The organism is Catellatospora vulcania (genome assembly GCF_009720385.1).
GTDB classification, from domain to species: Bacteria; Actinomycetota; Actinomycetes; order Mycobacteriales; family Micromonosporaceae; genus Catellatospora; species Catellatospora vulcania.
This window is the reverse complement of record NZ_ML769301.1, coordinates 526,436-548,923: the sequence shown is the minus strand read 5'-3', so window position 1 is coordinate 548,923 and position 22,488 is coordinate 526,436. Positions and strand designations below refer to the sequence as shown.

The 22,488-nt window shown below is 72.6% G+C and carries 14 protein-coding genes; 4 read left to right on the top strand and 10 right to left on the bottom strand.

What is annotated here, in order from left to right:
- Positions 1–62 precede the first annotated feature (62 nt).
- On the top strand, positions 63–629 hold the full coding sequence (locus F6W97_RS02395; RefSeq protein WP_155368420.1) for a PaaI family thioesterase: 567 nt from the start codon (positions 63–65) through the stop codon (positions 627–629).
- Positions 630–633: 4 nt separating this feature from the next.
- On the opposite strand, the gene F6W97_RS02390 is transcribed toward F6W97_RS02395, so the two are convergent.
- From F6W97_RS02390 to F6W97_RS02370, 5 genes are all read right to left on the bottom strand, one after another.
- The gene (locus tag F6W97_RS02390; protein WP_155368419.1) at positions 634–1,110 is read right to left on the bottom strand and encodes a VOC family protein; all 477 of its coding nucleotides are present in this window, start codon (positions 1,108–1,110) and stop codon (positions 634–636) included.
- A 16-nt stretch (positions 1,111–1,126) separates the two neighbouring features.
- On the bottom strand, positions 1,127–2,089 hold the full coding sequence (locus tag F6W97_RS02385; protein WP_155368418.1) for a redoxin family protein: 963 nt from the start codon (positions 2,087–2,089) through the stop codon (positions 1,127–1,129).
- Positions 2,090–2,185: 96 nt separating this feature from the next.
- On the bottom strand, positions 2,186–4,096 hold the full coding sequence (locus F6W97_RS02380; RefSeq protein WP_155368417.1) for an elongation factor G: 1,911 nt from the start codon (positions 4,094–4,096) through the stop codon (positions 2,186–2,188).
- A gap of 162 nt (positions 4,097–4,258) precedes the next feature.
- Positions 4,259–5,065: an SDR family NAD(P)-dependent oxidoreductase gene (locus F6W97_RS02375; RefSeq protein WP_155368416.1), complete on the bottom strand. Its 807-nt coding sequence runs from the start codon at positions 5,063–5,065 to the stop codon at positions 4,259–4,261.
- A gap of 42 nt (positions 5,066–5,107) precedes the next feature.
- Entirely contained in the window at positions 5,108–6,763 is a 1,656-nt protein-coding gene (locus F6W97_RS02370) for an FAD-dependent oxidoreductase (RefSeq protein WP_155368415.1), read from the bottom strand.
- A 132-nt stretch (positions 6,764–6,895) separates the two neighbouring features.
- Here F6W97_RS02370 and F6W97_RS02365 point away from each other — a divergent pair, with 132 nt between their 5' ends.
- Positions 6,896–7,480, top strand: a complete 585-nt coding sequence (locus F6W97_RS02365) for a TetR/AcrR family transcriptional regulator (RefSeq protein WP_155368414.1) — start codon at positions 6,896–6,898, stop codon at positions 7,478–7,480.
- An 87-nt stretch (positions 7,481–7,567) separates the two neighbouring features.
- On the opposite strand, the gene F6W97_RS02360 is transcribed toward F6W97_RS02365, so the two are convergent.
- The 5 genes from F6W97_RS02360 to F6W97_RS02335 all read right to left on the bottom strand — a co-directional run bounded on the left by F6W97_RS02360 (position 7,568) and on the right by F6W97_RS02335 (position 15,407).
- Positions 7,568–8,161, bottom strand: a complete 594-nt coding sequence (locus tag F6W97_RS02360; RefSeq protein ID WP_155368413.1) for an antibiotic biosynthesis monooxygenase — start codon at positions 8,159–8,161, stop codon at positions 7,568–7,570.
- A 244-nt stretch (positions 8,162–8,405) separates the two neighbouring features.
- Complete coding sequence (locus F6W97_RS40425; protein ID WP_230686343.1) at positions 8,406–9,980, bottom strand: GDSL-type esterase/lipase family protein; 1,575 nt, start codon at positions 9,978–9,980, stop codon at positions 8,406–8,408.
- A gap of 215 nt (positions 9,981–10,195) precedes the next feature.
- Positions 10,196–11,935: an ABC transporter ATP-binding protein gene (locus F6W97_RS02345; protein WP_155368412.1), complete on the bottom strand. Its 1,740-nt coding sequence runs from the start codon at positions 11,933–11,935 to the stop codon at positions 10,196–10,198.
- 46 nt (positions 11,936–11,981) lie between these two features.
- Positions 11,982–13,589, bottom strand: coding sequence for an ABC transporter transmembrane domain-containing protein (locus F6W97_RS02340; protein ID WP_230686399.1), 1,608 nt, complete (start codon positions 13,587–13,589; stop codon positions 11,982–11,984).
- A gap of 240 nt (positions 13,590–13,829) precedes the next feature.
- Positions 13,830–15,407 carry an MFS transporter gene (locus F6W97_RS02335; RefSeq protein WP_155368410.1) on the bottom strand — a complete coding sequence of 526 codons (1,578 nt, stop codon included), beginning with the start codon at positions 15,405–15,407 and terminating at the stop codon, positions 13,830–13,832.
- A gap of 259 nt (positions 15,408–15,666) precedes the next feature.
- On the opposite strand from F6W97_RS02335, the gene F6W97_RS02330 reads away from it, so the two are divergent.
- Both F6W97_RS02330 and F6W97_RS02325 read left to right on the top strand, forming a co-directional pair.
- Entirely contained in the window at positions 15,667–16,722 is a 1,056-nt protein-coding gene (locus F6W97_RS02330; protein ID WP_155368409.1) for a cation diffusion facilitator family transporter, read from the top strand.
- A gap of 184 nt (positions 16,723–16,906) precedes the next feature.
- Positions 16,907–22,354, top strand: a complete 5,448-nt coding sequence (locus F6W97_RS02325; RefSeq protein WP_155368408.1) for an ATP-binding protein — start codon at positions 16,907–16,909, stop codon at positions 22,352–22,354.
- Positions 22,355–22,488 lie beyond the last annotated feature (134 nt).

The window sequence follows — 22,488 nt, the reverse complement described above, 5'->3', positions numbered from 1 at the left end:
CGACCGGACAAGGTAAGTGACCCGCCGGTAACCAGCCTACGGCGGGCGGCTAACCTGCGCCGGTGTCCATCACCGATGACCCGTCGTACGGCTCGGCCACGCCGCCGGTGCCGCACCCCGAGGCGCCCGCCCCCGGCACGGTGCTCCCGTCGCACTTCCTTCGGTGCTACGGCTGCGGGCCCGAGCACCCGGCCGGACTGCACATGGCCGTGACCGTCGGCGACGGGGCGTCGGTGCACGCCCGGCTCCAGGTGACCGAGCAGCACCAGGGCGCCGCGGGCATCGCGCACGGCGGGCTGCTGTCGTGCGCGCTCGACGAGGCGCTCGGCAGCGCTGCGCTGCTGCTGGGCAGGCCCGCGGTCACGGCGCGGCTGGAGACCGACTTCTGCGCGCCGGTCACCGTCGGGTCGGAGCTGCACATCCACGCCCGGTGCACCGGCGTCGCGGGCCGCAAGGTCTACCTGGCCGCCGAGGCGCGCGTCGGCGGGGCCGAGGGGCCGGTCGCGGTACGGGCGACGGCGCTGTTCCTCACCGTCGACCTGACGCATTTCGCCGTGCACGGCGACACCACGCAGCACCGGAGCGACCCCGGCTTCGCGGCGGTGCGCCGCACCTTCGGCGTCGCCTGACCGGTCACCGGCCCGGTGCCCGCTCCTTGACCTCCTGCATCAGCCAGCCGTTGCCGTCCGGGTCGCTGAACGTGGCGAACGTGGCATAGCTGCGACCGTCGGGTGCGGGGCCGTCCACCCGTTCCTGGAAACCGTTGTCGTAGCTGTTGTGGAAGACCTCGCTCACCTCGACGCCCCTGCTGATCAGGTCGGCGCGGGCCTGTTCGAGGTCGGACACGACGAGGTAGGTGCCCTGGGTCGTGCCCGGCGCGGCCGGGGTGAGCCCGCGGCCGATATGCACCGAGCAGGTCGAACCGGGCGGGGTGAACTGAACGATCCGGAACCTCGGGCCGGCCTCGTAGTCGGCGTCGAGCCGCCACCCCAGGCCGCGGTAGAAGCGCAGGGCACGGTCCACGTCCGCCACCGGGATGACGACGACCTCGACCTTCATGTCCATGGTCGGCGGCCGGACGTCGTCCTGGCCCGCCTGCGAGGTGTTCATGTGGGACCTCCCGTGATCAGCCGAAGGTGAACGCGTACGCCTCGACGCCGCGCTCCCGGAACGTGATCTCCAGAGTCCGCTCGCGGACTTCGCCACGTTCGCGCAGGAGCTGGTAGAGCCGGCCTTCCTGGAGCAGGCCGTCGCCGTTGTCGTCGACGTCCAGGCCGTGCGAGCGGCCCGGCGCCGCGCCGTCGACGAGCACGCGGAACGGCACGGGTTCGGGGTTTGCCGTCGACATGACCAGGTGCGCGTCGCGGGCGTGGAACCGGCAGGCGATGCTGCCGTCGCCCTGGTCGAGCACGACGTTCTCGCGTCCCGCCGACCACCGCCCGGCGAGCGCCCAGTGGTTGAGGCGCAGGTCCTCGGGCATCTCGTAGACGCGGGATCGGTCGAAGGCGACGCCGCCCGGCGAGGCGAGGTTCTCGCCGCGCGCGTACCCGAGATAGGTCTCGGGCGTGCGCAGGTGCGGCCAGTCCGCCTCCGCCTCCACCCCGCGGCCCTCGACGGAGGTGGACACCAGCTCCCGCTCCACCCCGAGCAGCCGCTGGATCACCTGCTCCGACCGTTCGTACCGGCCCTCGCCGAAGTGCTGGTCACGCACGACGCCGTCGGCGTCCACGAAGTAGAGGGCCGGCCAGTAGTGGTTGTCGAACGCCTGCCAGACCGCGTAGTCGTTGTCGATCGCGACCGGGTAGTCGATCTCCCGCGCCGCCACCGCCTGCCGCACCCGGTCGCTGTCGCGTTCGAACCCGAACTCCGGCGTGTGCACGCCGACGACGACCAGACCGTCGTCCCGGTAAGCCTGCGACCAGGCACGGACGTACGGCTGCGCGCGCAGCCAGTTGATGCACGTCAGCGTCCAGAAATCCACCAGGACGGCACGAGCTCGCAGCTCCGGCCGGCCGGGCGGCTCGGCGCCGAGCCACTCGGCCGCCCCGTCGAACGCGGACAGGTCCACCCGCTCGAACGCGACAGACATGTGCTGTACGACCTTGTACTAGTCAGGCATCATTTGATCTACTTCGACAATCTTAGAGGCGATTCGGCATCCGGGGACCCGGTCCGCGCCACCGGCTCATCGCCGCCTCCCGGACGGCACGGCCCGCACGGGCCGGTAGCCGGCGAACGCCGACTCCAGCACGCCCTCGCCGCCGGACGCCTCCGGCAGCACCCGGTGCAGCTCCTGCGCGTCCGCAGCGGTCAGCGTCGCGACCACGGTCATCTCGTCGCCGCGCGCGACCTGGTCCGCCACCACCGACTCGAGTTTGCTGAGCACGCTCAGGACCGGGCCGAGCGCCCACGCCGGGAGGTCCAGCGTCACCCTGGCCAGCGGCTCGCACACGATGGTGCCGGACGCGGCCAGCGCCTGCGTCATGACCATCGGGGTCAGCTTGCGGAAGTCCGCCGCCGTGCTGTCCGCCCCGCGCAGCGACGGCGGCCCGTCCGCGACGCTGTACCGCGACTCGGTCATCGTCACGACGCAGTCGGTCACCGGCCAGCCCCGCGGACCCGCGCGCAGCGCGTCGCGGATGTACTCGTCCATGCCCTCCTTGAACAGGTCGAGGGTGCGGTACACGTACAGCGGCGCGTACCGGTAGTCCACCGGCACCCGCACCTGGATGCCCGAGCCCGGCGGCGCGGGTTCGACGCGCAGGCCGATGGTGGCCCGGTACGGGTTCGACGGCGTGTTGAGCCGCTCGACGGCCTCGCCGACCCCGGCGGGCCGCTCGACGCACAGCGTCGTCGTCTCCCGGAACCGGGTCTCGAGCCCGAACTCGGTGGCCAGCGTGGCCTGGATGACCTCCTTCTGCACCTCGCCGTACAGGGACACGGCCGTGCCCAGGCGCTCGTCGGCCCGTACGTTGATCAGCGGGTCCTGCTCGGCGAGCTGGGCCAGCGCCGAGCGCAGGCGGGCTCCGTCGGCCGGGTCGGCCGGCACGAGCAGCGCTTCGAGCATGGGCGGCGCGAAGTGGTGCGCGGTCAGGCCGGGCGCCGAGCCGATGGCGTCGCCGACCTGGATGGTCGCGAGGCCGCGCAGTGCGGCGATCCCGCCCGCCGTGACGCTGTCGTGCGGGGTCCAGTCGCCGTGCTCCAGCATGTGCAGCCCCGTGATCCGGTCCCGGCCGCCGGTCGGGTGGTCCCGCACGTGCAGGGTGCCGTCGAACAGGCGCACGTAGGCGACCTTCTCCCCCGCAGGACCGCGTTCGATCTTGAAGATCCGCCCGCTGGGAGGTGCGGCGGGGTCCCCGGCCGAGGCGGGCAGCAGGTCCGTCAGGCCCGCCATCAGCGCGTCCACCCCCGCGCCGGTCACCGCCGAACCGGCGAACACCGGATGCACCGCGCACCGTGCCGTCTGCGCGGCCAGCTCGGCGCGCAGCCGCCGGGGCGTCAGGCAGGACTCGTCCGCGACGTACGCGGCGAGCAACGCATCGTCCTCGCCGGTCAGCACGTCGGCGAGGCTTGCGGGGTCCGGCTCGGCCGTGGCCCCGCGTTCGCCGGGCCGCACGACCCGGGTCATCGGCGCGGCTTTCACCCCGAGTCGGCGGGTCAGCTCGGCGAGGGTGCGGCCGGCGTCGGCGCCGCCCCGGTCGATCTTGTTGACGAAGATCAGCGTGGGTACGGCCAGCCGCCGCAGCGCGCGCATGAGCAGCCGGGTCTGCGGCTGCACCCCCTCGACGGCCGACACGACGAGCACCGCCCCGTCGAGCACGCCCAGGACGCGGTCCACCTCGGCGATGAAGTCCGGGTGACCCGGGGTGTCGATGATGTTGACCACGGTGTCCGCGATGCGCAGCGACGCCACCGCCGAGCGGATCGTGATGCCCCGCCGGCGTTCCAGCGCCAGCGAGTCGGTCTGCGTCGTGCCGGAGTCGACACTGCCGATCGTGTCGATGACCCCGGCCGCGTAGAGCAGCCGTTCGGTCAGGGACGTCTTACCGGCGTCGACATGGGCCAAGATCCCGAGATTGAGCGTACGGAGCGACAAACGTCAGATCCTTCGAACGAGCGGGCAGGAGAGCTTCGAAGAACTCGAACGTCGCTCGCATGTCTTGCTCCTCGCTCGGACCACGTCTGTCACCGACCACGTAACCACCCCCACCACCGGCCACGCGACCCAATTTCCGCCCGCCCGCCCTTCCTTTGTCTTTCAGCTGTCGAGCAGGGACTTCATGCGGTCGGCGATCAGGGCGGTGGCCCGCTGCGGGATCAGCCGGGCGAGGCGGTCGAGCAGGCGGGCGTCGCCGCCGATGCGTACCCGGAAGCTGCCCTTCTCCACCGCCTGGATGATCTGCTTGGCGGCGTCGGCGGGGCTGGTCAGCTTCGACCCGGTGCCCGCCGAATCCATGTCGCGGCCCGCCATGCCGACCCCGGAGTTGCCGAGGATGTTGGTGGCGACGCCGCCGGGGAAGACGACCGTCACCGCGACCGAGGTGCCGCGCAGCTCGGCGTACAGGCCCTCGGTCAGCAGCTTGACCGCGGCCTTGCTCGCGCCGTACGCGCTCTGGCCCGGCACCGGCAGCAGCGCGCCCATGCTGGACACGTTCACCAGGCTGGCGGCGGGCCGGGCGAGCAGTTCGGGCAGGAACGCCTTGCTCATGTTCACCACGCCCCAGAAGTTGACCGCCATGACCCGCTCGATCTCGTCGAAGCCCAGGTCCTGGACGCGGGCGAAGCGCTGCACGATCCCGGCGACGTTGATCAGGCCGTCGATCTGTCCGTGCTCGGCGATCACGTCACCGGGCAGCTTCTCGACCGCGGTGCGGTCGGCGATGCTCAGGACGTGGCTGCTCAGCCGGTCCCCGGCGGCGGCGAGCCGAGCGGTCTCGGTCAGGCCGGTCTCGCTGAGGTCGACGGCGGCGACCCGGGCGCCGCGGGCGAGCAGCCCGAGGACCACCTCGCGGCCGATGCCGTTGCCGCCGCCGGTGACGACGAAGACCCGCTGTGCGATCTGCATGGTGTGCTGCCTTTGCTGTGGACCAGAAGGATGAACGACGGGTCAGCCGGTGACGGCGCGGCCGGCGGCGTGGCGTCCGGCCAGGAAGCCGAAGACGGTCGCCGGGCCGATCGTCGAGCCGGGTCCGGGGTATGTGCGGCCCATGACCGAGGCGGTGCTGTTGCCCGCGCCGTACAGCCCGGCGATCGGCACGCCGTCGCCGTCGAGCACCCGGGCGTGCTCGTCGGTCAGCAGGCCGCCCTTGGTGCCGAGGTCGCCCGGCACCAGCTGGATCGCGGTGAACGGGCCCTTCTCCAGCGGGCCGAGGTTCGGGTTCGGCTTGACGCGCGGGTCGCCGTAGTAGTTGTCGTACGCCGTGCGGCCACGCCCGAAGTCCTCGTCGACGCCGGTGCGGGCGAAGCCGTTGAACCGGTCGACGGTGGCCCGCAGGGTGGCCGGGTCCATGCCCAGCTCGGCGGCCAGGGCCTCGACGGTGTCGGCGGAGCGGACCGTGCCGGCCTCGCGCAGCTTCCCGGTGCCCTGCGCCAGCGCGCTGAACAGGTAGCGGCGGCGGTGGCGGGCGTCGACGATCATCCAGCTCGGGATGGCGGGCACGGTCTTGTCGCGCGCCAGCATCGCATGGCCGAAGTCGATGTAGCTGGCCGACTCGTTGGTGTAGCGCCTGCCGCCGGCGTCCACCACGATGCTGAACGGCATCGAGCGCTCGGAGACCACGAACTGGGTCGACCCGTCGGGCATCGGCACCGACGGCCCCCACCAGGCGTCGTCCATGAGGGCGAGCTGCGCGCCGACGGACTCGGCGATGCGGATCGGGTCGCCGAGGTCGCCGTCGGCGGCGGAGGTGTAGCCGGGGATGCCGTGGTACTTCTGCCGCCATTGCGTGTTGCGGGCGAAACCGCCGGCCGCCACGACGACCCCGCCGAGGGCCCGAATGCGCCTGCTCGCGCCGTCAGCGCCGGTCACCACGGCCCCGGTGACCGAGCCGTTCTCGACGACGTGTTCGGTGAGCGGTGTCTTGAGCAGCACCTCGGTGCCCTGCCGGGTGACGATCGCCATCAGGTGGGCGGACAGGCCCGCACCGATGCCGTGCAGGCGCTTGCCACGGGCGAAGCCCCACAGCGTCCGGAACACGAACTGCGCGCCACGCACGAAGCCGGAGAACGTCGACCAGGCGCGCACCAGCAGCCAGACGTCGTCGGTCTTGAGCGGCACGGGCGGCGTCGCGCCGCGGAAGCGGGCGGTCTCCAGCCAGGGCCCGAGGCGGCGTACGTCGAACGGCTCGGACTCGATGCCCCGGCCGATCATGCCGCCGGGCCGGTCCGGGTAGTAGTCGGGGTACTCCGGCGCGTCGGCCCAGGTCACGCCGAGCCGCTCCAGGGCGTGGTAGACCTCGGGCACCGTCTCGACGAAAGCGCGCCGCCGCGCGTCGGAGCTGGCCGGACCGGCCTCGCCGACGGCCGCCTGCAGGTAGGTCAGCGCCTTGTCCACCGAGTCCTCGCGGCCCTTGGCGAGCATGAGCGGGTTGGCCGGCATCCACAGCCCGCCGCCACTGAGCGAGGTGGTGCCGCCCCAGGTGGCGGTGCTTTCCACGACTGCCACCCGGCGGCCGGCGTCGGCGGCGGCGATGGCGGCGGTCAGCCCGGCCGCGCCCGTGCCGACGACGAGCACGTCGACTTCCCTGTCCCAAACGATGCCCATGACGCCTCCGTCTGACGGCCCTGGCCGAACTGGATAGCCGATCGGCTAGGCGGCAAAGCTAGCCGATCGGCTATGCACGCGCAAGATGCCGATAGGATCACCGCGCGGGCTGATCGAAGGACGGAGGCGCCGATGGCGGAGCGAGGCACACGGTCCGATCGACCGGCCCGGGAACGGGTGCTGGAGGCGGCGCTCGATCTGTTCGCCGAGCACGGCGTCAGCGGCACCTCGCTGCAGATGATCGCCGACCGGATGGGCGTGACGAAGGCGGCCGTCTACCACCAGTTCCACACCAAGGAAGACATCGTGTTCGCCGTCGTCGGCCCCGCCCTCGACCGGCTGGTGGAGATCGCCGACGCGATCGGCGGGGAGCCGGACCAGGAGCGGCGGTTCACGGCCACGCTCGCCGGCATCATCGACCTGATCATCACGCACCGCCGCCTGGCCGCGATCGTGCAGTTCGACCCGATGGTCGCCCGGCTGGTCCGCGGGCACCCCGCGCACGCGTCGTTCGAGCGCATCCGAGCCCTGTTCACCGGGCCGGACCCGGACGGCTCCGCGCTGGTCGCCGCCGCCATGGTCAGCGGCGGGCTGATCGTGGCCGGAGTCGACCCGGCCCTGGCCCGGCTCAGCGACGACGAGCTGCGCAAGCACCTGTTCGACACGGCCGCCCGCCTGCTGCGGCCACTGCCCGGCGTGCCGCCTGCCACCGCCTGACCACGCCCACCGTGCCGGCTCCTGCCGTGCCCTGAGCCGGAGCAGCGCCGGCTCCTGCCGTGCCCTGAGCCGGAGCAGCCCGGACGCCTATCGGCGTGCCGTGCGCCAGGGGGCCGGGCGGCCGTGCAGCCACCACTCCAGCGCCTTGGTGATCCGCGGCAGCATCACATAGGTCATCAGCGGGGTCAGGCACAACGTGATGACCAGAGTGCGAACCACCAGCGGGGACCCGGCCAGATAGCGCACCGCCACGGCGTTGGCCAGCAGGCTGAGCGGGAAGAACACGAGCCAGATGGTGACCGCCTGCTTCCAGCGCGGCGGCGCTGGCGTCCGCGCCTCCTCGACGCTGTGCTCCTGCGGCGGGTCGAACCAGCCCTCGATGCCCGTACGCCGTTCGGTGCGGTGGTGCTCGACGATGCCCTGGGCAGACGACAGCCACCACTGCCGCTGCGACGACTCCTCCCAGGTCCGCAGCGCGTCGGCGTCGGCGAACCGGTAGAGCATGTGCCAGTCGGTGGAGCCTGGACCCGGCCGCACCCACCCCGCCCCCAGGAATCCGGGGAACTCCTCGGCGAGGGTGGTGCCCGCCCGCATCCACGCGATCATCTCCCGGGCGTGGCTGGGGTCGGCGCGGCGCGTGATGGCGATGGTCACCGGTACGGCGCCGTTGCTGCTGGTCATGCCTCCATCTTGCGCGGGAGGCCGGGCGCGGCGATGTTACCGGGATCGCGATCGGGGGGCGTTCTTCGTCACGCCCGTCCGGCCCGGACGGTCCGTCCCGGTCAGCGGGCGCACAGCCGGGGCCGGCACGAGCGCCGACGGCCCGCGAGGTCGCTCCCAGCCGGGAGCACCGGCTGCGCCGCCTGCGAGGCTGGGCGGCCAGGGGACGTGCGTTCGCCCGCCCGTCCCCTGGCCGCCTGCCGCGTCAGGGACTGGTGCAGGACACGGTGGAAGGAACCGTGGTGTCGCCGCCGGGCCGGGAAGCCTGGAATCCCCAGGTGGTGCCCGCGCCCGCGCCGAGGGTGGCGTTCTGACCGGCGATCCCCCGTGCCGTGACGGTCTGGCCGCTCACGGTCACAGTGGCGTTCCAGGACCCGGTGACGGTGTGTCCGGCCGGCAGGGTGAAGGTGACCGTCCATCCGCTGATGGCGGCTGCGCCGGTGTTGGTGACCGTGTTGGGCTGCATGACGTAGCCGCCACCCCACCCGGTCTGCAGGGTCAGGGTCGCCGAGCAGCCCGCGGTGCCGCCCGCGGTCTGGACCGTGGCCGCGGCGGAGAACGTCGAGGCGTTGCCGGCCGCGTCCCGCGCGCGCACCTGGTACCGGTACGTGGTCGCCGCGCTCAGTCCGGAATCGGTGAAACTGCTCGTGGGCGAGGTGCCCACCAACGCGAAGCTGCCGCCGCTCCCGGGCGCCCGATAGACGTCGTACCCGGTGACGCGCACGTTGTCGGTGGACGCCGTCCACGCCAGGGTGGCCGATGTGGCGGTCGTCGCCGACGCGGTCGGCGTGCCGGGCGTGGTGGGCGGCTGCGTGTCCTGGGGCGGGCACGGCGGTGGCACCACGCTCACGGGCGCGGTGAAGCCGGAAGTGTTGCCGGCCGCGTCGCGGGCTCGGACCTGGTACTGGTACATGCCGCTGAGCGTGTCGGAGAACGACGTTGCGGTGGCCGTGCCGATCGAGATGAACGCCGCGCCGTTGGCCGAGCGGAAGACGTCGTAGCCGGTGACCGCGGCGTTGTCGGTCGAGGCCGTCCAGCGCAGCGTGACCCTGAGACTGCAGTCGACGGTGGCGGTGAACCCGGTCGGGGTGGTCGGCGGGGTGGTGTCACCGGGCGTGCTCCCGCCGAGCAGCGGGATCAGCGCCGGATACCAGCGGTCCGACATCTTCTGGAAGCCCGAGTCGTCCGGGTGCACCCCGTCGCTGGTGTCGACGGAGGTGTCGAAGCCGGTGTACTGGTCCACGACCGTGATCGGCGATCGCGCCGTCGTCCTGCTCGCGGCCCAGCCGGGGATGGCGCTGTTCAGCGCGGTGACACCCGACGGGCACCACGAGCATCCGCTGGGTGTCATGGGAATGATCTGCGCAACCAGGATCTTCGTGTCCGGGTTGCTCGCGCGCATCTGGTCGACGAGCGTGCCGTACGCGGCCAGGATCGTCGCCGTGGGGGTGTTGCTCCAGATGTCGTTGGTGCCCAGGTGCATGAGCACGACGTCAGGGTGGGTGGCGGCCAGCCATCCCGGCAGCTGGTTCTGGTCGGCGATGCCGGTAGCCCGGTATCCGCCGTGGCCTTCGTTGTCACCGTCCCAGCTCGCGAGGTTGCAGCCGCCACCGGCCTGGGTGCCGACGAAGTCGACGTCGCTGAAGCCGTTGCGCTGCAGGCGGTCCCAGAGCACCGCGCGCCAGCAGCCTGGCCCGCCGGTGATGGAGTCGCCCAGCGGCATGATCCGGACCGGGGCGGCGGCCTGTGCAGGGGTGGAGATCGCCATCGTGACGGACATGATCACAAGCGCCGACAGGGCGGCCAGGGCGGCGATGGTTCTCGTTCGGGCGGAGCGCGTCGTGTGTGGAGTGGGCGGGGTTGCGTGGTGGGCGACCCGTTGCAGGGCAGGGCGGGGTCGAGACATGGGCGTGCCTCCGGGAGAGGGTTTCGGCTTCATCGATGGAAGCGCTCCCACCTTCCGCCCGCGGCGGAACGAAGTCAAGCCCTGCGCGGTCAGGCCTTGTCGCCGTGCCAGGAGCGCCACAGCGCCGCGTACGCCCCGTCCCCGCGCACCAGGTCGTCGTGGCTGCCCAGCTCGGTGACCCGGCCGTCGGCCAGCACGGCGACCCGGTCGGCGTCGTGCGCGGTGTACAGCCGGTGCGCGATGGCGATCACCGTCCGTCCGTGCAGGACGGCGCCGAGCGATCGTTCGGTGCGACGTGCGGTCGTCGGGTCGAGCGCCGCCGTCGCCTCGTCGAGGATCAGCGTGTGCGGATCGGCCAGCACCAGCCGCGCCAGCGCCACCTGCTGCGCGTCGGCCGGGTTCAGCGCCCGCGCGCCGTCGCCGAGTTCGGTGTCGAGGCCGTCGGGCAGCTCGGCGTACCAGTCGGCGCCCACGGCGACCAGCGCGGACAGCATGTCCCCGTCGGTCGCGCCGGGCGCGGCGAAGGCGAGGTTGTCGCGCAGCGTTCCGATGAAGACGTGGTGCTCCTGGGTGACCAGCGCGATACGGCGGCGGCGCTCGGCGGGGTCGAGGTCGGTCACCGGGACGCCGCCCAGGCTGACGACGCCCTCACGGGGCGCGTCGATCCCGGCCAGCAGGCGGGCCAGCGTCGACTTGCCCGCGCCGGACGGCCCGACGACGGCGAGCCGCTCGCCGGGGCGCACCTCCAGGTCGATGCCGTGCAGCACGTCGTGGCCGCCGGCGTAGCAGAACCGCACGCCGCGGACGACGAGCCGCTGGCCGGGTGGGGCCGAGGCGACCCCGCGGGGCTCGGGCGCGACCAGTCCGATGCCCAGGACCCGGGCCAGCGACGCGACGCCCCGCTGGGCCTGCTCCAGGAAGATCATGATGTGGTCGACCGGTTCGATCGACTGCTGGGCGTAGAGCGTGGCCGCCACCACCGCACCGAGGGTGACCCAGCCTTCGGACAGGAAGTACCCGCCCGCGAGCAGCATCGCCGCGGCGGGCAGCGCGTAGCCGGCCTCCACCACGGGGAAGAAGACACTGCGCAGCGCCAGCGTCGCGCGACGGGTCTGCCACTGCCGAGCGACGCGTGCGGTGCCCTCGCGGATCCGCTCCTCGGTCAGCCGCAGCGCCTCCACGGTCCGCGCGCCCTCGGCGGTCGCGGTCAGCGACTCCGTCAGCTCCGAGGCGGCCTCGCCCTCGGCCAGGTACGCCTGCGGGGCCCGGCGCAGGTACCAGCGGGCGACGGCCAGGGTCGTCGGAGCGCCGGCGAGGATGAGCATGCCGAGCAGCGGATGCAGCAGGAACGCGGCCACGACGACCAGCAGCAGCCGGATGACCGAGATCAGCACCGTCGGCACGACCTGGCGGACGGCGTTGCCGACGGTGGCGACGTCGACGGAGCTGCGGGTGGCCAGGTCGCCGGTGCCCGCCCGCTCGACCACGGCGATCGGCAGGCGCAGCGTACGCGCGACGAAGTCCTCCCGCAGCCGGGCGTTGGCGCGCTCGCCGAACCGGTTGCCGACGTTCTGGGCGGTGCGGGACAGCAGGATCTGCGCCAGCACGCACCCTGCGATGGCCAGCGCGAAGGTGTCCACGTCGGCGGCCGCGGCCCCGGCGGTGACCCGGTCGACGATCCGGCCCACCAGCCAGGGCGAGGCGAGCCCGGCGATCGCGGCGGCTACGTGCAGCACGAGCGCGAGGATCAGCGACCGCTTCTCGGCCCGGGCCAGCTCGGCCACCGAACGGCGGACGGTCCCCCGGTCGGCGACGGGCAGCGCCTTCATCGCCGGGCCGCCCGTGGGGTGCCGGGCTCGACGGTGGCGGTCTCGATCATCGCAGTGCTCCCACTCGCGCGGCGTCGCTCTCGGGCTCGGCGGCGTCGCGGGCGACCAGCGCCCGGTAGCCGGGTTCGGTCTCCAGCAGCTCGTCGTGCCTGCCGGCGGCGGCGACCTGCCCGTCACGGAGGAAGGCCACCAGGTCCGTGCGGTCCAGCAGCAGCGGAGACGTGGCGATCACGACGGTGGTCCGGCCGGTGCGGTGCTCGTGCAGCCGGTCGGCGATGCGGGCCTCGGTGTGCGAGTCGACGGCCGAGGTCGGGTCGACGAGGATCAGCACGTCGGGCTCGGCGAGCAGGTGCTGGGCCAGGCGTACGCGCTGGCGCTGGCCGCCGGACAGGTTGCTGCCGCGGGCCTCGATCTGCCCGTCGAGCCCGCCGGGCAGCGACTCGACGATGTCGTCGGCGGACGCGGTGTGCACGGCGGCGGCCAGCTGGGCGTCGGTGACGTCGTGGCGGGTCCGCAGCACCTCGCGCAGCGTGCCCGGGAACAGGTAGGAGTCGTGGTCGGCGACGAGGATGCGGGCCCGGATCTCGGCCGGATCGACACCGGCGATCGGCAGCCCGCCCCAGCTCACCTCACTGGAGACGTAGCGGGCGAGCCGGTCGGCGAGCGCGATCGCCGCCGCGGGGTCCTCCGCCGCGACGCCGATCATGCGTCCCACAGGGACGGTCAGCCCCGACTGCGGGTCGTGCAGGTCGGCGGGGCCGTGGGGGGCGGGGCCGGCCGCGCCGGCGTCGGGCTGGACGCGCAGCACCGCGATGATCCGCCGCGCGGCGACGAGGCCCCGCACGGTCATGAAACCGCCTTCGAGCAGGAACCACACCGGCACCGACAGGATCGCGGCGTATCCGTACACGGCGACCATCTCGCCGACGGTGATCTGCCCCTCGGCGGCCATGCGCGCGGACAGCCAGACGATCGCGGCCAGGAACAGGGCGGGGATGCCCACGGTCAGCGCCTGCACCCAGCTCATGATCGAGCCGACCCGGTAGCCCTGCTGGAGCAGGCTCTGCGACCGGGCGGCGTAGCGCCGGGCGAACAGGTCGCGGCCACCCACCCCGGCCAGCACCCGCAGCCCGGCCACGATGTCACCGGCCCGGCTGGTCAGGATCCCCAGCTCGTGCCGGTAGCCGGTGTCGACGCCCTGCAACCGGTTGAGCAACGGTCCCACCACGAGCACGACCACGGGCACACCCAGCAGCACGAACAGGGCCAGCATCGGGTCCACCGACCACAGCACGACCGACGCGGTCGCGTACGCCAGCACCGCGCCCACGCCCGGCCCTGTCATCGTCAGCGCCCACGAGGCCTGCGACACGTCGGTGCCGCACACGGTCGCGATCTCGCCTGCCGGGACCCTGCGCGGCAGCACCGCGCCCAGCCGCGCGATGTGGTGCAGCACCACCTGCGACGAGCGGGCCGTGGCGTCCTCGCGCAGGAAGGTCATCGTCCGGTGCCGCATGATCCCGAGCCAGGCGACGACCACGCCGGCAACGATGATCGCGCCGACCCAGGTCAGCAGCGCCCGGGTGTCACCGGCGCGCAGCCCGTCGTCGATCGCCCGCGCGATCAGCCACGGCCGCACCGCCAGCCCGATCATCCACGCGGTGCCGACCACGCTGCCGCGCAGTGCCCGCGGCCACTGGGATCGGACCAGCCACCACAGGTACCGCACGGGGCCCCTCGTGTCCGGAACGCCGGGATCGGGATGTGGCAGGCGTGGGGGCATGGCGACAGGCTACCGACGGCCCCGAAGCTCTGGCTTGTGGTTTTTGTCCCGGTCCCACTCGCGCGTCACCGTCGCATCGACACCGGCGATTAGCTGATGCGAGCCCTGGCGCTACGCGCCCGAGTCGGTCGCCGCGTACTCGTCGAGCAGCCGCTGCTCCTGCGCCTTGCGGGGGAAGAACACGTACACGATGGCCGCGCCGATCAGGACCGCGACGATCCCGGCCAGGTAGGCCCACTGGTCACCCTGCAGGAACGCCGCCTTCGCCCCGGCGGTGATCTGCGCGGAGTACTGCGGATACTGCTCGGCGGTGGTGGCGGCGCTGGAGAACGACTTCGTGAGCTGGGTCTGCACGCTCGCGGTGATGGCCGGGTTGGGCGGGGCTGCGGTGACGGCGGCCGCGGCGGCGCTGGCGTACCCGGCAGTGAGCAGCGCCCCGAAAATTGACTGCATGACCGCGCCGCCCAGGTCGCGCTGCAGGTCGGCCGTACCGGAGGCCATGCCCGCCCGGGTCACCGGAACGGAGCCGGTCAGCGAGTGGGAGGCGGGCGTGCCGGCGAAGCCGACGCCCGCGCCGATCAGCGCGTAGCCGAGCCCGACCTGCCAGTAACCGATGCCCTCCCGCCATAGCAGCAGCATGGTCAGGAACCCGAGCAGCACGAACACGTATCCGGTGAGCAGGGTGAACCTGGCCCCGTGCGACTCCACCAGCTTTGCCGAGCGCGGCGCGATGAGGACCATCAGGATCGCCGCGGGCAGGATCGCCGCACCGGCCTGCACCGTCGAATAACCGAGCACGTTCTGCAGGAACTGCTGGCCGATGAACATCGCGCCCATCAGCGACCCGAACACGATGATGCCCGCGCAGGCCGCGACCCAGAACACCCGCCGGGAGGCGATGCCCAGGTCGTAGAGCGGGTTCGCGGCCCGGCGCTCGCGCAGCACGAACGCGACGACCGCGGCCAGCGCGAGCACGGTCAGGCCCGCGACAAGCGCGCCGGCGTTCGGCACGGGCGCGAAGTTGATGGCGAGGATCGCCGCGCCGACCAGGACTATCGACAGGACGCCGCCGAGGTTGTCGACCGGCTCGGTGGTCTCGTTCACGTGCGCGGGCACCAGCATCACGGCCATGACCAGCGCGATCGCCGCCAGCGGCAGGGTGATCAGGAAGACCGAGCCCCACCAGAAGCGCTCCAGCGCGAAACCCGCCGCCAGCGGGCCCAGTGAGGCGATGGCCCCGCCGGTCGCCGACCAGAGCGCGATGGAGCGGGTGCGGGCCGGGCCCGACCACAGCGCGGCAATGAGGGCCAGCGTGGTCGGGTAGGCCATGCCCGCGGACAGGCCGCCGACGAGGCGGGCGAGGATCAGGACGGTGTCCGTCGGCGCGTACGCGGCGAGCAGGCAGGCGGGCACCGACAGCAGGATGCCTGCCACCAGCATGAGCTTGCGCCCGTACCGGTCGCCGAGCGCGCCGAGGTAGATCACCGAGCAGGCCAGGCCCAGCGAGTACGCGACCGCGATGAGGTTGAGCGCCGTCTGCGAGGAGTCGAACGCGCGCCCGATGTCGGGCAGCGCCACGTTGGCGACGGCCAGGTTGAGGTTGGCCACCGCCGCCACCATGATCAGCGCCGCGAGCACGAGCCCTTGGCGTGCCGGCGCCGACGACCGCCGATCCGGCGATGAGGTCATGAATCCGGTCCCCCGTCCGCTCGTCTGGTCGGCGAGGCGTTTCGACCAGGTTATCGGGCGTCTCGTCCATCGAGAGCGATTTGCCGGACTACCCGCCGACCGGCTTCCCTGCGCGGTGCACGTGTCGCTCAGGGTTCTTGCGCGATGCGCACCGTGCCGCCGTGGGAGAGCCGAACGGTCGCCACGCCCGGTGCGGATATCGTCGGAGTCGGACACGAACCGGCAGGGGTCAGATGATCAGCCGCACAGGTGGCAACGCATGAATCGACCGGGCGGGACCAGCCGCCCGCGGGAAACCCCACGTGACGGGGTGGCTGCGGCGGCCGCCCAGGATGAGCCGCAGCCCGCCGGCTTCGCTTTCCTGCTGCCCGGCGACGCCCGCGGGTCAGACAGCTTCCTCACCGTGTTCGTGGCGCTCGGGGCGAACCTGCTGATCGCGATCGCCAAGACCGCCGCCGCGCTGCTCACCAGGTCGGCGTCGCTGACCGCGGAGGCCGCGCACTCCTGGGCGGACACCGGCAACGAGGTGTTCCTGGTCGTGGCCAACCGCCGCGCGGCCCGCCCGGCCGACCGGGGACATCCACTCGGGCACGGTCGCGAGGCCTACGTGTGGTCGCTGTTCGCCGCGGTCGGCCTGTTCGTGGCCGGTGGCGCGTTCTCGGTCACGCACGGCATCGGCCAGCTGCGCGACCCGACCCCGGCCGACGACTTCCTCGTGGGGTACGCCGTGCTGGCCGCCTCGTTCCTGCTGGAAGGGGTGTCGTTCCTGCAGTCCGTGCGCCAGGCCCGCGCCGACGCCAAGGTGATGCAGCGTGACCTCATCGAGCACGTGCTGGCCACGTCCGATCCGGCGCTGCGGGCCGTGTTCGCCGAGGACGCCGCCGCGCTGATCGGCCTGGTGCTGGCGACCGCCGGGCTGGCCGCGCACCAGTTGACGGGCTCGGCGGTGCCCGACGCCATGGGGTCGATCCTGGTCGGGGTGCTGCTGGTGGTGGTCGCGGGGGTGCTCATCAACCGCAACCGCCGGTTCCTCGTCGGGGAGGAGGCCGACCCGCGGGTGCGCACCGCCGTGCTGCGGGCAATGCTGGACATGCCCGAGGTCGCCCGGGTGACGTACCTGCGACTGGAGGTGGTGGGGCCGCGGATGATCTCGGTGGTGGGCGACGTCGATCTCGCCGGGGACGACGTCGAGTCGCACGTGGCCGTGCGGCTGCGCGCGCTGGAAGCGAAGATCGCCGCCAGCGCCGCGGTGGCGGGCGCGGTGTTCAGCCTGTCCGCCCCGGACGAGCCGTCGCTGACCCCGGACAGCATATGATCTTGTCATAGAATTCGCCGATTTATCCAATTGAGCGCCATCTGCCTTTGGTGGTTCTCCACAAAATTCGCTGTCGTCCCCTGACGATTACAACGGTTTGCTACCGCTCAGTAGATGCAAAGGTTGTTGACGGGGACCCCACCCCACGGGGTTCTTCGTTCGGGTTCTTTGGAAGGCTTACTCGGTGTTCAATCGCATCGCCATCGTCAACCGGGGTGAGGCCGCCATGCGGCTGATCCACGCCGTCCGCGAGCTCAACGCGGAGTCCGACGCCCCACCGATCGAGACCATCGCGCTCTACACCGAAGCGGAACGCACCGCCACCTTCGTGCGCGAGGCCGACGACAGCTACTGCCTCGGCCCCGCCTCGGCGCGCCCCTACCTGGACCACGCGGTGCTCGAGCGCGCCCTGGTCGAGATGCAGGTCGACGCAGCATGGGTGGGCTGGGGCTTCGTCGCCGAGGACCCGGCGTTCGCGGAGCTGTGCGAGAAGATCGGTGTCACCTTCATCGGCCCGAGCGCCGAGGCGATGCGCAAGCTCGGCGACAAGATCGGCTCGAAGCTGATCGCCGAGGAGGTCGGCGTCCCGGTCGCGCCGTGGAGCCGGGGTGCGGTGGAGAGCCTGGAGGCGGCCACCCGCTCGGCGGCCGAGATCGGCTACCCGCTGATGCTCAAGGCCACCGCCGGCGGCGGCGGTCGCGGCATCCGGGTGGTGCGCAGCGACGAGGAGCTGGCCGACGCGTACGAGCGCACCAGCCTGGAGGCCAAGCGCGCCTTCGGCAGCGGCATCGTGTTCCTGGAGCGCCTGGTCACCGGCGCCCGGCACGTCGAGGTCCAGGTGATCGCCGACGGCCAGGGCACCGCCTGGGCGCTGGGTGTGCGCGACTGCTCCGTGCAGCGGCGCAACCAGAAGGTCATCGAGGAGTCCGCCTCGCCCGTGCTCGCCCCCGAGCAGGTGCGCGAGCTGAAGACGGCGGCCGAGCGGCTGGCGCTGGCGGTGAACTACCGCGGTGCGGGCACCGTCGAGTTCCTCTACCACCCGGGCGAGAAGCTGTTCGCCTTCCTGGAGGTCAACACCCGGCTCCAGGTCGAGCACCCGATCACCGAGGCGACCACCGACTTCGACCTGGTCAAGGCGCAACTCCACGTCGCCTCGGGCGGCCGCCTGGGCGACCTGATCCCGGTCGAGGTGGGCCACGCGGTGGAGGCCCGGCTCAACGCCGAGGACCCCGACCGCGACTTCGCCCCGTCGCCCGGCCGGATCGAGCGGCTGACCCTGCCCGCGGGCCCCGGCGTCCGGGTGGACACCGGCGTCAGCGAGGGCGACGTGATCCCCGCCGACTTCGACTCGATGATCGCGAAGATCATCGCGTTCGGGCGTACCCGCGAGGAGGCGCTCGGCCGGCTGCGCCGCGCGGTCGCCGACACCACCGTGATCATCGAGGGCGGCGCGACCAACAAGAGCTTCCTGCTCGACCTGCTCGACCAGCCCGAGGTCATCGACGGCAGCGCCGACACCGGCTGGATCGACCGGGTCCGCGCGCAGGGCCGCCTGGTCTCCACCAAGCACTCCGGCATCGCGCTGGCCGCGGCCGCCATCGAGGCGTACGAGGACGAGGCGCAGATCGAGCGGCAGCGGCTGCTGTCCACGGCACACGGCGGCCGCCCGCAGGTCCAGCACAAGAGCGGCCGGCCGATCGACCTCAAGCTGCGCGGCGCCGCCTACCGGGTGTCGGTCGCGCAGATCGGGCCGCACCGCTTCCGGGTCGGCATCGGCGAAGCCCCGACCATGGACGTCGAGCTGGAGCGCTTCGACGAGCACACCGGCCGGGTCCTGGTCAACGGCCGCCGCTTCCGGCTGGTGACCGACACGCACGGCCCGATCCACCTGGTCGAGGTGGACGGCGTCACGCACCGCGTCAGCCGCGACGAGGGCGGCGTGCTGCGCTCCCCCGCCCCCGCGCTGGTCGTGGCGACCCCGTGCCAGGTCGGCGACGAGGTCGAGGCGGGCGCGCCGGTGCTCGTGCTGGAGAGCATGAAGATGGAGACGGTGCTGCGCGCACCGGTCAAGTCCAAGCTGCGCGAGATCAACGTCTCCGTCGGCAGCCAGGTCGAGTCCGGCGCGCCGCTGATGCGCCTGGAGCCGATCGGCGACGAGTCCGAGGCGGCGGCCGAGACCGAGGCCGTGGACCTGGAACTGCCGCCCGAGCCGGGCGGCCTGTCCGCCGAGGCCCGGGTCGTACGCGGCCAGGCCGACCTGCGCAGCCTGCTGCTCGGCTACGACCTCGACCCGCGCGACGAGCGCCGGGCGCTGTCGGCGTACCTGGCAGCCCGGGCCGAGCTGGGCCGCGCCCCGATCGAGGGCGAGGTCGGGCTGCTGCAGGTGTTCGCCGACCTGTCCGAACTGAGCCGCAACCGGCCGGCCGGCGAGGAGACCAAGGCCGACACCCGGGTGCACAGCCCGCGCGAGTTCTTCCACGCCTACCTGCAGAGCCTCGACGTCGACCGAGCCGGGCTGCCGGACGCGTTCCGGCAGCGACTGGCCCGGGTGCTCGCGCACTACGGCATCGACGGCTTCGACCGCACGCCCGAACTGGAAGAGGCCGTCTTCCGGATCTTCCTGGCGCAGCAGCGCTCCTCCGCCGACGTCGCGGTGATCGTGTCGCTGCTGCAGCGGTGGCTGACCGAGCCGGTGCCCGGCGAGGGCGTGCGCGAGGCGGTCAGCCAGGCGCTGGAGCACCTGATCTGGGCGACCCAGGTCCGGTTCCCGGTCGTCGGCGACCTCGCCCGCAGCATCGTGTTCCGCTGGGCGGCCCAGCCGATGCTGCGCCGCAAGCGCGCCGAGGTCTACAACGAGGTCCGCGAGCACCTGCGCCACCTCGACCGCGACCCCGGCGCGGCCGACCGCGACGAGCGCATCGCGAAGATGGTCGCCTCGCCCGAACCGCTGGTGCGGCTGCTCGGGCAGCGCATCGGCCGGCCGGCCGTCGACCACGGGCCGATGCTCGAGGTCCTCAGCCGCCGCTACTACGGCAACCGCGGCATCAGCGACACCCGCTGCGTCGAGGTGGCCGGACACACGTTCTTCACCGCGGCGTACGACCGCGACGGCGAGCGCTTCCGGCTGATCGCGACGGCGACCGACTTCACCGAACTGCCCGACGCCCTGGCGAAGATCGCCGAGCTGGCCGACGAGGCCTCGGTCGCCGACGTGTATCTGACCTGGGCCGATCAGCCCGACCCGGACACCATGGCCGCGAGCCTGCGGGCCGTCCTCGAACGTGCCGGGCTGCTCGACGTGCTCCAGCGGGTGACCATGTCGGTCGCCGGGCCGACCGGCGCGGCGATGCACCACCACTTCACGTTCCGTCCGGGCCACGGCGAGGACCGGGTCATCCGCGGGCTCCACCCGCAGATCGCCGAGCGGCTGCAGCTGCCGCGACTGCGCAACTTCGACCTGACCCGCCTGCCGTCGATCGACGAGGAGGTCTACCTCTTCCGCTGCGTCGCCCCGGACAACCCGGCCGACGAGCGGCTGGCGGCGATGGCGCAGGTCCGCGACCTGACCCCGCTGCGCGACGCCGAGGGCCGGGTGCTCGCCCTGCCCGCCCTGGAGGGCATGCTGGACGGCTGCCTGGACGCGATCCGCAAGGTCCAGGCGCGGCGCCCGGCCAAGAAGCGCCTCGACACCAACCGCATCACGCTGTACGTGTGGCCGTCGAGCGAGCTGACGGTGGAAGAGCTGAACGCCGTCATCCAGCGCGTGCTGCCGCGTACCGCCGGGGCGGGTCTGGAGCAGGTGCTGGTGCTGGGCCGCCAGCGCGACGAGGTCACCGGGGAGATGGCCGACGTCGCGGTCGAGGTCTCGTTCGACGCGGGCATGCGCATGTCGGTCACCGAGCCGACCACCGAGCCGATCGAGCCGCTGGACGACTACCGGCAGAAGGTGCTGTCGGCCCGCCGCCGCGGCACGACCTACCCGTACGAGCTGACCGGCCTGCTGGCCGGCCGCAACGGCACGTTCACCGAGTACGACCTGGACGACACGGGCGAGCTGGTCCCGGTGGAGCGGCCCAAGGGGCGCAACAAGGCGGGCATCGTCGCCGGTGTGGTCAGCACGCCGACCGAGCGCTACCCCGAGGGCGTCACCCGGGTGGCGCTGCTCGGCGACCCGACCAAGGCGCTGGGGGCGCTGTCGGAGCCGGAGTGCGCGCGGATCATCGCGGCGCTGAACCTGGCCGAGCGGATGCAGGCCCCGGTGGACTGGTTCGCGCTGTCGGCGGGCGCCCGGATCTCCATGGACTCGGGCACCGAGAACATGGACTGGGTGGCCGCGGCGCTCAAGCGGATCGTGGAGTTCACCCAGGACGGCGGCGAGATCAACATCGTGGTCGCCGGCATCACGGTCGGCGCGCAGCCGTACTGGAACGCCGAGGCCACCATGCTCATGCACACCAAGGGCATCCTGGTGATGACCCCGGACTCGGCGATGGTGCTGACCGGCAAGCAGTCGCTGGACTTCTCCGGCGGCGTGTCGGCCGAGGACAACTTCGGCATCGGCGGCTACGACCGGGTGATGGGCCCCAACGGCCAGGCCCAGTACTGGGCCCCGGACCTGCGGGCCGCCCAGGGCGTACTGATGGCGCACCACGAGCACACCTACATCGCGCCCGGGGAGGCCGGCCCGCGCCGGGCGGCCACCACCGACCCGGCCGACCGCGACATCTCGCCGTTCCCGCACTCGGTGCCGGACAGCGACTTCACCACCGTCGGGCAGATCTTCTCCAAGGAGCACAACCCCGACCGCAAGAAGCCGTTCGACATCCGCACGCTGATGCGCGCGCTGGCCGACCAGGACCACACGATCCTGGAGCGCTGGGCGGGCATGGCCGACGCCGAGACGACGGTCGTGCAGGACGTGCACCTGGGTGGCATCCCGGTGTGCCTGCTGGGCATCGAGTCCCGGTCGGTGCCGCGGCGCGGGTTCCCGCCCACCGACGGCCCGGACACGTACACCGCGGGCACGCTGTTCCCGCAGTCGTCGAAGAAGGCCGCGCGGGCCATCAACGCGGCGAGCGGCAACCGGCCGCTGGTCGTGCTGGCGAACCTGTCCGGGTTCGACGGGTCGCCGGAGTCGATGCGCAAGCTGCAGCTGGAGTACGGCGCGGAGATCGGCCGGGCGATCGTGAACTTCCGCGGCCCGATCGTGTTCTGCGTGATCTCCCGCTATCACGGCGGCGCGTTCGTGGTGTTCTCCAAGGCGCTCAACCCGAACATGACGGTGCTGGCCCTGGAGGGCTCGTTCGCGTCGGTGCTCGGCGGCGCGCCGGCCGCGGCCGTGGTGTTCGCCGGTGACGTCAACGCGCGTACCGCCAAGGACCCGCGGGTCGTCGACCTGGAGTCGCGGATCACCACCGCGACCGGCGGCGAGAAGGCGGCCCTGGTCGGTCAGCTGCTCGACGTACGGGCCTCGGTCCGGGCCGAGAAGCTGAGCGAGGTAGCCGCCGAGTTCGACGGCGTACACAGCATCCAGCGCGCCGTCCAGGTCGGCTCGGTGGACGCGATCATCCGCCCCGACGAGCTGCGCCCGCAGATCATCGCCGCCATCGAACGCGGCCTCCCCGCCGCCTGACCCACCGGGTCGGCGACGCCCCCGGGCCTCGCCGACCCGCCTCTCCCTGCGACAACTCTCAAAGACTCGCGCCCTCGTCCACCCGGCGAGGGCGCAAGTCTTTAAGAGTTGTGCCAGGGTTTCGGCCTTGGCGG